Source organism: Falsihalocynthiibacter arcticus, from assembly GCF_000812665.2.
Taxonomy (GTDB): Bacteria; Pseudomonadota; Alphaproteobacteria; order Rhodobacterales; family Rhodobacteraceae; genus Falsihalocynthiibacter; species Falsihalocynthiibacter arcticus.
Window position 1 is genome coordinate 1,730,102 of sequence record NZ_CP014327.1, and the last position, 11,634, is coordinate 1,741,735.

The window sequence follows — 11,634 nt, forward strand, 5'->3', positions numbered from 1 at the left end:
AGCTGTGTACAACCTAGCTGTCCTCAAAGGGATCCCATTCGTCCTCAACCTCTGGGAGTGCGCTAGAGGCAGCCTCCGCGGCGAGTTCCTTCAAGGTGCGAATGCTGGTAATTTTTGCGCCCGGAAATTGGGTGACCACGGCTTGCACCAACGGGTGCGCTTGCGCCTCCGTGCGAACGGCAAGCATCTCGGCGTCGCGAATTTCGGCAATCGTCGCGGCACCCCCCTCATTCACGAGCGTCACCGTCCAACGGGCGCCCGTCCAAAGTTGTAACTGCTGTCCGAGTCGTTGTGCGAGGTCACGCGGTGTATTCTCAGTAGGTTGGAACTCGATCCGCCCAGGCGCGTAATTTGCCAAGCGCATGGTGGTTTCGATTTCGATCAGAAGCTTCACATCGCGGTGGCTTCGGATGAGTTCAAGGATGGTTTCGAATTGGCCAAAACGGGCGAGGACCGCATCAGGCGCACCAAGCGCAGTTGCGCCGCCGCCTGCCACCATTTGCGTGGTGTTGCCGCCATGAGTAGCGGTGGGCTGGCTGGCATTTGTGGTCGTCGAGGACGCTTGATGGCCGCCGCCAGACGGGCCGCCATTGGGCTGCATTGGGGGCGGCGTCGCATCTTGCAGACGTTTGACAAGGTCACCGGGGCTGGGAAGGTCTGCGACGTGCGTGAGGCGAATGACGGCCATTTCGGCGGCCATCATCGCGTTGGGCGCTGCGGCAACTTCTTCGAGCGCTTTCAGCAGCATTTGCCACATACGGGTCATCACCCGCATCGGCAGTTTTTCCGCCATTGCTTGACCGCGCATCCGCTCGTCGGGGGAAACTGTGGGGTCTTCGGCGGCCTCGGGGGTGATTTTTATTACCGAAACCCAATGGGTAATCTCTGCCAGATCGCGCAAAACGGCCATCGGATCGGCCCCGTCGCCATATTGCCCAGAAAGCTCAGTCATCGCTGCTGCGGCATCGCCCCGCACGATCATGTCAAACAGGTCAAGCACCCGTCCGCGATCGGCAAGGCCAAGCATGGCGCGTACTTGGTCGGCGGTGGTTTCGCCCGCTCCATGCGCAATGGCCTGATCAAGAAGTGAGGTAGCGTCGCGCGCTGACCCTTCGGATGCCCGTGTGATCAAAGCTAGCGCGTCATCGGAAATCTCGGCATTCTCGGCCTTGGCGATTTTGCGCATCAGGGCGATCATCACTTCAGGCTCAATTCGGCGCAGGTCAAACCGTTGGCAGCGCGAAAGAACCGTGACGGGAACCTTGCGAATTTCGGTCGTGGCGAAGATGAATTTGACGTGTGCGGGCGGCTCTTCGAGGGTTTTAAGCAACGCGTTAAACGCGCTGGTCGAGAGCATGTGCACCTCATCGATGATATAGATTTTGTAGCGGGCAGAGGCGGCGCGATAGGCAACACTTTCGATGATTTCGCGGATGTCGTTTACGCCCGTCCGACTCGCCGCATCCATTTCCATGACGTCCACGTGACGCCCTTCCATGATCGCGATGCAGTTTTCGCAAACGCCACAGGGCTCGGTGGTTGGGCCGCCATCGCCATTGGGGCCGATGCAATTCATGCCCTTCGCGATGATCCGCGCCGTGGTGGTTTTACCCGTGCCGCGAATGCCCGTCATCACAAAGGCTTGCGCGATGCGGTTGGCCTCAAAGGCGTTTTTGAGGGTACGCACCATGGGCTCTTGGCCCACGAGATCGGCAAAAACTTCGGGGCGATACTTGCGCGCTAAGACTTGATAGCCGCTGTCTTTTGCAGAACCGGATTCTGTTTCGCTCATATCACCCTCATTTCGTTATGCGTAGGTTAATGGCAGGCTTGCCCGACGTCCAGCGCCGCGCCGTCATTTGTTTGAAATGGCGGGCGAGGGTGCGTTGTCGGGCAAGCCTTGAGATCTAGTCGCCGTCAACCTTCCGATTGCGCAACTGTTTGGCGGTTTTGTGCATTTTCACCATTGTGCGCGAGCGTTTGCGGGTTTGGGCCACGGTTTCCACCTGCAACGAGTCTTCGCGTTGCAGCTTTTGCCAGCGTTTCAAACGATCTGGGTCCAATTCGCCTGACTTGACTGCCTTTTGAACTGCACAGCCCGGCTCGCCCTCGTGGGCACAATCGCGGAATTTACAGGAGTCAGCATACTGCATAACGTCCTGAAATACGGTGTTAATCCCTTCGGAGGCGTCAAACAGCCCGAATTCCCGCATGCCTGGAGTGTCGAGCAACCATCCGCCACCTTGAATGCGATGCAATGCGCGCGAGGTGGTGGTGTGACGGCCACGCGCATCGTCTTCGCGGATTTCTGCGGTCGCTTGGGTTGTGCCCGCGATGCCGTTGGTGATTGTGGTTTTCCCAACGCCTGAGGACCCCAGAAGCGCGATCGTTTGCCGCGGTCCGCACCATGGCGCGAGGCGTTTCAGGTCTTCTGGATCATGGGCGTTGATCGCGAGTGCGACTTGTCCCAACGACAGTTTTTCCGCCCGCGCCACATAGTCTGCCGCATCTTCGGCGTTATCGGCCTTGGTCGCGATGATGACGGGCGTTGTTCCCGCCTCGAACGCCATGGAAATAAAGCGTTCAATGCGCGCCTCATTAAAGTCGGCGTTGCAGGAGGTGACGATAAAAAGCGTGTCCACATTTGCGGCCACAAGTTGTTTGCGTAAGTCTGGCCCCGCCGCGCGCCGTGTCAGGCATGAACGTCGGTCTAGGACACGGACGATCCGCGCGATATCGCCGTCGACTAATATCCAGTCGCCCACCGCCACGTCGCCGGACGTAATGTGGGAGGGAAACACAAGCAGGTGCGCATCCGTTGTCGAAAGCGCACGGATCTTGCTACGGTGGACTTCGGAAATGCGCATCGGCGTCAAGCCTGCGTCTTCTTCGGTAAGTTGAGATTGAAAATCCTCGGCCCAGCCGAGATCTTCGAGAGTAGTTTCAAGGGTCATTGTTTTGCTCTTTGCAAAGAATTGGGGCGTCCGGAGCCGCGTTGGCTGGGACGTATGCAAGGGCAAATCTGGATCACAGTGGGAACTGCGTCAGAGCAGGCTTGCCCGAAGGATAGCAACGACAATCATAAAATCCTCCTCAGCAAGTGCGTCATGCGCGTTAAATTAGGTGAGAGATTGGACATCGACCCAAACAATTCTCGTTACGGCTGCTTCCTTCCGGATCTGACCGAGTTGGCGAGGCGCTCGCCCGCGCCAACCTCTCAATGCAGTAAATAGGCCGAGTCGGCGACGGTTTCAAGTCTAGTTTAGGGTATCGGGGGCGGCTTTATACCCCCCAACGGGATTTTGGATGATTAGAGCTGGATTCGGAAGCGGGCAAAGCCGTCTGGCCCGTCGCCAGCTTCCTCAATTGTGATGTTTTCCAGATCGCCCATATAGTCTTTGGCCTTGGGGCCTGTGTCGAAAAGCACCGACGTGTCAGGTAGGGATGTGAACGCCCAATTTCCATCGGCGGAGGGATTGATTGTGCCCTGCTCAACGATGTAGCGCACGATGACATCGCGGTTTGTGTCTGGTCCCTCAAAGATGATGGTGTCGCCCATTGCGCCTGGGAAATCCCCACCGCCCGAGGCGCGATAGTTGTTTGTGGCAACGATGAATTCCTGATCGGGCGTGACGGGCGCGCCGTTATAGGTAAGGTTCACGATGCGATTTGCGGTCTCGTCGGCCAGCTCACCTTTTGCGGTGAATCGCGACGGTTGGGACAGGTCGATTTCATAACTGACTCCATCAATAACGTCGAAATTATAGCTTGGGAAATCTGGGTTGAGCAGGACCTGATCGGCTTTACCTGCTTCGACCTGATTGAACATACCCGCGGAACGTTCCAACCAACCTTTGAGTTGTTCGCCGGTAACTTTTACCGCGCGCGCCGTGTTGGGATAGAGATACAGGTCGGCCACGTTTTTGATCGCCACGTCGCCTGCGGGAACATCGGTGTAGTATTCCGCGCCGCCGCGACCACCCGCTTTGAACGGAGCCGCTGCCGAGAGGATTGGCAGGTCCGCGTATTCCGTTCCTGCAAGCATTTCGCCGATGTACCATTTCTGGGCGATTGAGACGATTTGCACGGAAGGGTCATCGGCGACGAGGGCAAAATAGCTGTGCAAGGGTGCGGAGGTTTTACCCACGGCTCGGCGCACATAGGCCAGCGTTTCGTCGTGTTCCTTTTGCGCGGCGGCGAGGACAAAGTCTTGGCTTTCCACCAGCGCCGAGATGGAGCGATCTTCGTTTCGTTGGGAAATCGGGCGGGCCTCGGACGTGTGAGCCGAGACTTTCCACGTGCCTCCATCATTTTCGAGCATGAGGTCAATCACCCCCAAATGGCTCCCCCAGAATCCGCCCATCGCGGCGGGTTTACCGTGGATTGTGCCTTTTTCGGCATCCACTCCGGCGAAATCGGCGTATTGTGTTCCGGGGAAAACGAGGTGGCTGTGGCCTGTCATGATGGCGTCAATGCCGTCAACCGTGGCCAAGGGCACGGAGGCATTTTCCATGAACTCGGTTTCATTGGCCGAGCCAATGCCCGAGTGGGACAGGGCGATGATAATATCCGCGCCAGCCTCTTTCATTTCGGGAACATAGGCGCGGGCAGTCTCGACAATATCGCGTGTTGTCACGTTGCCTTCGAGGTGGCGGCGATCCCAATTCATCACTTGTGGCGGCACAAACCCAATCAGGCCGATTTTGATCGGATGTTCGGTGCCTGTGCCGTCTTTGATCATACGCTCCAAAATGACATAGGGCATGAGCAGGGTTTTATCGTCGCGCGGATTGGCACCACGTTCAACGACAACATTGGCGGATACCACTGGGAAATTCGCGCCCGCGATGGATTTCATCAGGAAATCGAGGCCATAGTTGAATTCGTGGTTGCCCAACGTCGACGCGTCAAAGCCAACGGCGTTCATCGCGGCGATTACGGGATGCATATCGCCGTCCTTCATGCCGCGTTCATAGGCGATGTAGTCGCCCATCGGGTTGCCTTGAAGAAAGTCGCCATTGTCGAGCAAGATCGAGTTTGTGGCTTCGGCGCGCACATCAACGATGTGGCTCGCGGTACGGGCAAGGCCGACGGTGTCGATGGGTTTGTCGGAATAATAATCATACGGGAAGACATGCACGTGCAGGTCCGTCGTTTCCATAATACGCAAATGCGCTTGGTTGGCGGCGGCACGCGCCGAGAACGGATGCATGGCAAGCAATGTCGTTCCAAAAGCTGCTCCAGCGACGAATTCGCGGCGGCTGATCAATGTTGAATTCCTAAGTCCCATGACGTTCTCCGATTCTGTTTTGTGCAGCTTTAGAAATCTACGGTGACACAGTTATGACAAAAAACGAAATTCTCTGTGCTGTAGGTTTGCTCTGGCCCTTGCGGTAGAAGGCCAAAAAGTTGAAGTTGTGCCAAAAGAAAAAGAGGGTGTGCAGTGAAGATAGCTGAAACGGTAACATTTGGTGGTTCGGGCTTGGACCGCGCGGCGCAACTTCGTGGCGATGCCACCCTCATGCAAAAGCACCTGACCACAGGCGATATTCTACCGCTTTGGCGCGGCAAGGTTTTGGTGCAGGGCGAGGCACGCGAAAGTTTAGCGCGTTTGCCGCAGGGACATCCCGCGCTAAAAGATTCAACGGGGGAGTATATCTTCCTCGGCCTTGATGATGGGCAGGCAGTTTTCGCTTGTGACATCTCATCTTGGGAGCCGCCCGATCAGGATTTGGAACTCGTTGGCCAGTTTTTTGACCCCTCAGAGCAAATCCACCCCGAATTCGCACAAGGCATTGTTTTTGCAGAACTTCGCTCCGTGATGGCGCAATTGTCGCCACGAGATGCGGAGTTGGTCGCGACCGCGAAGGCGTTGTTCAATTGGCACGATAGCCATGGCTTCTGCGCCAAATGTGGTGGCAAAAGTGCGATGACCATGGCGGGGTGGCAGCGCAATTGCACGCTCTGCGATAGCTCGCATTTTCCGCGCACCGATCCTGTCGTGATCATGCTCATCACACATGGTAATCAGTTGCTTTTGGGTCGCAGTCCGGGGTGGCCGGAGGGGATGTATTCGACGCTCGCGGGATTTGTGGAGCCCGGCGAAACGTTGGAAGCGGCGGTACGGCGCGAAGTTTTTGAGGAATCTGGCATTGAAGTTGGTGCTGTGACCTATTTGGCCAGCCAGCCGTGGGCTTTCCCGTCGTCCCTGATGTTTGGGTGCCATGGCGAAGCCTTGAACACAGATATTACGATTGATCCCGTTGAAATCGAAGACGCGTTTTGGATAAGTCGCGAGGACCTTATGCAGGTGATGGCTGGTGAGCATCCGAAAATTAGGGCCGCAAGACGTGGCTCGATCGCACAATTTTTAATGACAAACTGGCTTGCAGATCGACTCGATTGAGGAAAGAAGGTACCATCCAAGGAAAGCGGACCCATGATATTTGTATCCACCGAAGACATCGAAGCGCCTATCGAGGTCGTGTATCGTGCGGTTTCCGACTTCGACAGCTTTGAGCGATCCGCTTTGCGCCGTGGGCTAGAAGTGAAACCTTTAGACGAAAACGCTCTCGACGGCGCAGTCCAAGGGTGGAACGTTGTCTTTCAATATCGTGGTAAAAAGCGCGAGTCTGCCGCCCGCTTGATTGATGTTGTTCCGGACCAAGGTTTTACCATCAACGGTGGAACGGGCGGACTTCACGGGGCGATGGTTGTCGACTTGGTTGCGCTTTCAAAAATGCACACCCGTCTAAAAGTGACGGTGGAATTGAGTGCGAAAACATTGTCGAGTCGCCTGCTCCTGCAATCGATGAAATTGGCAAAAACGAAACTTAGGCAGCGATTCGAAAAGCGTGTGAGCACTATGGCCCAAGACATTGAAGACAGATTTAAGCCAGGGACTAAAACTTAAATTCGACAATAACTGCGCGTATTAAGCTTTGTGGCGCCGTGGGTCGGCCGGATAAACACCCAATATATCGAGGTGATCCGTGAAGTATTCGAGTTCTTCCAGAGCGAGTTGCACGCTTCTATCGTCCGGATGGCCTTCAATTTCGGCATAGAATTGTGTCGCCGTGAAGTGGCCGCCTACCATATAACTCTCAAGTTTCGTCATGTTGACGCCATTGGTCGCAAACCCGCCCATTGCTTTGTACAGCGCTGCGGGGATGTTGCGGACTCGGAAAACCAAACTTGTAATCATTCCGTCGTCGCCACGGCGCGAGAGATCAGGGGTGCCCGACATCACAAGAAACCGCGTGGTGTTGTTGCCTTGGTCTTCGATATGACGTGCGACAACTTCAAGACCATAGATTTCGCCGGCCAATTCGCTGGCAAGGGCCGCTTCGCTTGGGTCGCCAAGGGCCGCCACGTCGCGGGCGGCCGCGGCGTTGTCCGACCAGTTCAGGGTGTCGAGATTGTTGGCTTGCAGGAACTCGCGGCATTGTCCCAGCAAAATAGACATGCTTCGGGCCCGCTTGATATCCGCAAGTTTGGTGCCGGGAATCGCCAAAAGATTGATATGCACCCGCACAAATGCTTCGCCAACGATATGCAAACCACTTGTCGGCAAAAGCGAGTGAACGGGTGCAACGCGGCCATATGTCGAATTTTCAACACCAATCATTCCCAGTTGCGCATCACCACGCCGTACCGCGGCCACCGCCGATTCAAAGGTTTCGCAGGGTAATGGTTCGAAGTCTGGATGCGCTTCACGACAGGCTTGGTGCGAATACGAGCCTGCTTCACCTTGATATGAGATCATTTTTGGCATTTTTCGGCTCTCCGAGAGTTTTTTTCGCAAAAGGGCGTTTCGTCGCGGTAACTACATCTTGCTCTTTGGTTATGGAAGAGGCTACACAACCTCAACCTTCTACCAAGATGGAACGAGACATGTTCGACACAATGACAATGACTAAAATAGTTGGTGCCTTTTGCGGGGCACTTCTGGTATTTCTTTTTGGCACTTGGGCTGCTGATGTTCTGTATCATACAGGCGGCGGCTCTCATGGTGATGAAGCCGCTGAGCAGGGCTACCTGATCGAGACGGTATCTGCTGAAACCACCGAAGTTGATGAAGAAGAAATTTCCTTCGAAGAACTTCTAGCCGGAGCAGACATCGACAAGGGCTCGAAAGTCTTTGGCAAGTGTAAAGCTTGTCACAAAGTTGAACCTGGGGCGAACGGAGTTGGTCCCACGTTGTTCAACGTTGTTGACCGCGATATCGGCTCTGAAGCGGAGTTTAGCTATTCTGATGTGATCGCAGCTATGGACGGAAACTGGGATGGCGAGAACCTCAACGGTTTCCTTGAGAACCCAAAATCTTTCGCTCCAGGTACAAAAATGGGGTTCGCTGGATTGAAAAAACCAGAAGATCGCGCCAACGTGATTGCGTATCTTGCAACCATCGGCGGCTAACAGCCTAACAATAATACTGTTTTACAGGTCGCACTGCAAAAGTGCGGCCTTTTTTGTGGATTTTTGCCAAAATTCACAGGTGTTCACGGAATCTCAACTTGTATGTTTAACCCTTGGGTAATTAGGCTGGTTTTAATAAAAATGTCTCAATCGCAGAACGCGTCCGGAGGATAACAATGTCTCAGAGTTTTGGTTCCGCCCAAGCTGTCAATCAGGCCCATGTCAATTTAAGAAACTCACGGGTCCGCTTCCCGAACCTCGCCATGCTTGGATTGGCGGTTTCAGTTCTATTTTGCAGCACTCTCGCGGGACGTGCTGAACAAGAAGTGATACAGTCCCATGGGATTTCAACGTTTGGAAATCTGAACTACGACGCGGATTTTGAGAATCTTTCCTATGTGAATCCGGAAGCCCCCAAAGGCGGGGAAATGTCTCTCGCGATCGTCGGATCATTTGATTCGATGAATCCATTTTCGCGCAAGGGTGATCCTGGTGCTTTGGCAACGATCATGTATGAATCCCTCCTTTCTGGTGTTTCTGATCAAATCGGCTCAAGCTATGGCTTGCTCGCTGAAACCATTGAGTATCCGGTGGATAAATCGTGGGTGATTTTCCACATGCGTCCCGAGGCCACGTTTTCTGACGGTTCACCTGTAACGGCCAAAGACGTTGAATTCACCTACGAGTTGTTTCTGAAAGAGGGGCTGACATCGTATCGCGCGGTACTCTCTCAGCAGGTCGAGAGCGCGGAAATCATTGACGACCACACAATTAAATTCAACTTCAAGCCGGACGCCGTGAAGCGGGAAATCATTCAGGCGGTCGGTGGCTTGCCTATTTTTCAGAGCAGCTGGTTTGCAGAAACGGGCGCCATACTGGATGAAACGCGCCTCGCCACAGCACTTGGATCGGGGCCTTACATGCGGGGTGAGACCGAAGTCGGCCGCCGCTTGACCTTTGTCCGCAACCCAGAATATTGGGGTCGCGATTTGCCGATCAACATCGGGCGCTCCAACTTTGATACAATCCGCATAGAGTATTTTGGCGATGATACTGCGGCCTTTGAAGCCCTCAAATCTGGCGTTGTCCATTTTAGGGTTGAAAACTCGTCCAAAACTTGGGCGACGGGATACAACTTTCCAGCGATTGAAGACGGGACCGTCATTCAGGAAACCGTTTTTGACGGCACGATTGCTTCTGGGCAAGCGTTTGTTTTCAATCAACGCGGTGAGCGCGCCGAGCGTTTTGGCGACATTCGCGTTCGCGAGGCCTTGGGCCTTATGTTCAATTTTGAATGGTCAAATGAAACCCTATTTTATGGCCTGTATGAACGGGTGGATTCGTTGTGGGAAAACTCCGATTTAGAAGCCACAGGATTGCCCGAAGGCGAAGAATTGGTCTTGCTGGAAAGTATCCGAGACAAATTGCGACCCGAAATCTTTACGGAGCCTGCTGTCATGGCGCCGGTGTCGGGGCAGCGTCGTTTGGATCGCAAAAACCTGCGCAAGGCCTCCGGGCTTTTGGATGATGCTGGCTGGATTGTTGGCGATGATGGTTTGCGGCGCAACGCCGCGGGTGACACGCTTGATGTCGAATTCCTTGAGCGTTCGCCAGCTTTTGACCGCGTGATTTCACCCTATGTCGAGAATTTGCTTGCCCTTGGGGTGAACGCCAAACTGAACCGTGTTGATCCTGCGCAATTTAGTGAGCGGCGTCAAAGTTTCGACTATGACGTGATTACGGCACACGAAGGGGGCGGGAATGAACCGGGCGATGAGTTGCTTCAGCAATTTGGTAGCGAAACAGCGCTAGAAAGCATTTTTAACCCCGCAGGGATCAGCAGCCCTGCCATCGACGCCCTTATTGACGTCATTCGCAACGCCGAAACCCTTGAAGAGCTGCACGTGGCGACACGCGCATTGGATCGCGTATTGCGGGCCGAAAAATACTTGGTTCCACAATGGTATAAGGATGTTCACACGTTTGCGTACTTCGATTTTTACCGCCATCCAGAGGAGATCGCCCCGTTTGATTCGGGCTATCTAGATTACTGGTGGGTGGACGCAGAAAGATATGACGCGCTCAAAGCATCTGGCGCAATTAAGTAGAGCTGGGAGCAAGTCATGGGTGCGTATATTCTTCGTCGGCTTCTGCTGATTATTCCAACGTTGTTCGGCATTATGGTCGTGAATTTCACGCTGACGCAATTCGTACCCGGCGGGCCGATTGAACAAATCCTTGCCGAGCTTGAGGGAGAAGGGGACGTATTTAAGTCGATCTCCGGCTCTGGTGGTGATGCTGGAATATCAGATTCCTCGCTTGATGTTGGTAGCAAATATATCGGCGCCCGTGGCCTTCCCCCCGAAGCGATTGCGGAGTTGGAGCGCCAGTTTGGGTTTGATAAACCACCGCTTGAGCGTTTCTTCACCATGATGTGGAATTATATCCGGCTTGATTTTGGCGAAAGCTATAACCACGATCAAAAAGTGCTGGATTTGGTGTGGGAAAAACTACCGGTTTCGATTTCACTTGGGCTTTGGTCGACGCTCATTGCCTATGCAATCTCGATTCCGCTGGGCATCAAAAAGGCCGTTTCTGATGGTAGCCGTTTTGATACCTTCACCAGCGGCATTATCATTGTTGCCTATGCATTGCCCGGTTTCCTGATCGCCATCCTGCTGATCGTGCTTTTTGCGGGGGGCTCCTATTGGCAGATTTTCCCGCTTCGGGGGCTGACTTCGGATAATTTTGATAGTCTAAGTCTGGGCGGCAAAGTCCTTGATTATTTCTGGCACATCGCGTTGCCAACGATTGCCATGTCTATTGCATCCTTTGCTGGCCTGACGCTTCTGACAAAAAACAGTTTTCTTGACGAGGTGCGCAAACAATACGTCGTGACTGCGCGCGCAAAAGGCCTGTCGGAGTCGCGCGTTCTATATGGGCATATTTTCCGCAATGCGATGCTCATCGTGATCTCCGGATTTCCCGCGCTTTTCCTCTCGGTTTTTCTGACGGGGTCGGTGATTATCGAAACGATTTTCTCGCTCGACGGGTTAGGCCGTCTAGGGTTTGAAGCCGCCGTAAAACGCGACTTTGCCCTCGTGTTCGGAACGTTGTTTTTCTTTGGATTGATCGGGCTAATCATCGGAATTATTTCGGATTTGATGTATGTGTACGTGGACCCAAGGATCGATTTCGAAAGCAGGGGAGACTAAA

Annotated in this window: 9 protein-coding genes and 1 other RNA gene; 5 read left to right on the top strand and 5 right to left on the bottom strand. The window is 54.2% G+C overall.

From position 1 onward, the window contains the following. Positions 1-13 precede the first annotated feature (13 nt). From RC74_RS08610 to RC74_RS08625, 4 genes are all read right to left on the bottom strand, one after another. The gene (locus RC74_RS08610) at positions 14-1,792 is read right to left on the bottom strand and encodes a DNA polymerase III subunit gamma/tau (RefSeq protein WP_039001878.1); all 1,779 of its coding nucleotides are present in this window, start codon (positions 1,790-1,792) and stop codon (positions 14-16) included. A gap of 115 nt (positions 1,793-1,907) precedes the next feature. After that, positions 1,908-2,954: a ribosome small subunit-dependent GTPase A gene (gene rsgA / locus RC74_RS08615; RefSeq protein WP_039001879.1), complete on the bottom strand. Its 1,047-nt coding sequence runs from the start codon at positions 2,952-2,954 to the stop codon at positions 1,908-1,910. A 167-nt stretch (positions 2,955-3,121) separates the two neighbouring features. Next, positions 3,122-3,220: signal recognition particle sRNA small type (gene ffs, locus RC74_RS08620), an RNA gene on the bottom strand. A gap of 90 nt (positions 3,221-3,310) precedes the next feature. Further along, on the bottom strand, positions 3,311-5,290 hold the full coding sequence (locus RC74_RS08625) for a bifunctional 2',3'-cyclic-nucleotide 2'-phosphodiesterase/3'-nucleotidase (RefSeq protein WP_039001880.1): 1,980 nt from the start codon (positions 5,288-5,290) through the stop codon (positions 3,311-3,313). 153 nt (positions 5,291-5,443) lie between these two features. Here RC74_RS08625 and nudC point away from each other — a divergent pair, with 153 nt between their 5' ends. Together nudC and RC74_RS08635 are read left to right on the top strand one after the other, a co-directional pair. Continuing rightward, entirely contained in the window at positions 5,444-6,406 is a 963-nt protein-coding gene (gene nudC / locus RC74_RS08630) for an NAD(+) diphosphatase (protein ID WP_039001881.1), read from the top strand. Positions 6,407-6,439: 33 nt separating this feature from the next. Continuing rightward, positions 6,440-6,913, top strand: a complete 474-nt coding sequence (locus RC74_RS08635) for an SRPBCC family protein (RefSeq protein WP_039001882.1) — start codon at positions 6,440-6,442, stop codon at positions 6,911-6,913. 21 nt (positions 6,914-6,934) lie between these two features. Here the strand turns inward: RC74_RS08635 and RC74_RS08640 are convergent, their stop codons facing one another. After that, on the bottom strand, positions 6,935-7,774 hold the full coding sequence (locus tag RC74_RS08640; RefSeq protein WP_039001883.1) for a prephenate dehydratase: 840 nt from the start codon (positions 7,772-7,774) through the stop codon (positions 6,935-6,937). On the opposite strand from RC74_RS08640, the gene RC74_RS08645 reads away from it, so the two are divergent. From RC74_RS08645 to RC74_RS08655, 3 genes are all read left to right on the top strand, one after another. Then, positions 7,768-8,418, top strand: a complete 651-nt coding sequence (locus RC74_RS08645; protein ID WP_335339587.1) for a c-type cytochrome — start codon at positions 7,768-7,770, stop codon at positions 8,416-8,418. The two genes, RC74_RS08640 and RC74_RS08645, sit on opposite strands and share 7 nt — an antisense overlap. A 176-nt stretch (positions 8,419-8,594) precedes the next feature. Next, positions 8,595-10,526, top strand: a complete 1,932-nt coding sequence (locus tag RC74_RS08650; RefSeq protein WP_039001885.1) for an extracellular solute-binding protein — start codon at positions 8,595-8,597, stop codon at positions 10,524-10,526. 15 nt (positions 10,527-10,541) lie between these two features. Next, positions 10,542-11,633: a microcin C ABC transporter permease YejB gene (locus tag RC74_RS08655; protein ID WP_039001886.1), complete on the top strand. Its 1,092-nt coding sequence runs from the start codon at positions 10,542-10,544 to the stop codon at positions 11,631-11,633. Position 11,634: the final 1 nt, after the last annotated feature.

Excerpts from the sequence above, each read along its gene's own strand:
- RC74_RS08625 (WP_039001880.1), bottom strand. The coding sequence starts at position 5,290 with ATGGGACTTAGGAATTCAACATTGATCAGCCGCCGCGAATTCGTCGCT.
- RC74_RS08610 (WP_039001878.1), bottom strand. The coding sequence starts at position 1,792 with ATGAGCGAAACAGAATCCGGTTCTGCAAAAGACAGCGGCTATCAAGTC.
- RC74_RS08650 (WP_039001885.1), top strand. The coding sequence starts at position 8,595 with ATGTCTCAGAGTTTTGGTTCCGCCCAAGCTGTCAATCAGGCCCATGTC.
- RC74_RS08640 (WP_039001883.1), bottom strand. The coding sequence starts at position 7,774 with ATGCCAAAAATGATCTCATATCAAGGTGAAGCAGGCTCGTATTCGCAC.
- RC74_RS08655 (WP_039001886.1), top strand. The coding sequence starts at position 10,542 with ATGGGTGCGTATATTCTTCGTCGGCTTCTGCTGATTATTCCAACGTTG.
- RC74_RS08635 (WP_039001882.1), top strand. The coding sequence starts at position 6,440 with ATGATATTTGTATCCACCGAAGACATCGAAGCGCCTATCGAGGTCGTG.
- rsgA (WP_039001879.1), bottom strand. The coding sequence starts at position 2,954 with ATGACCCTTGAAACTACTCTCGAAGATCTCGGCTGGGCCGAGGATTTT.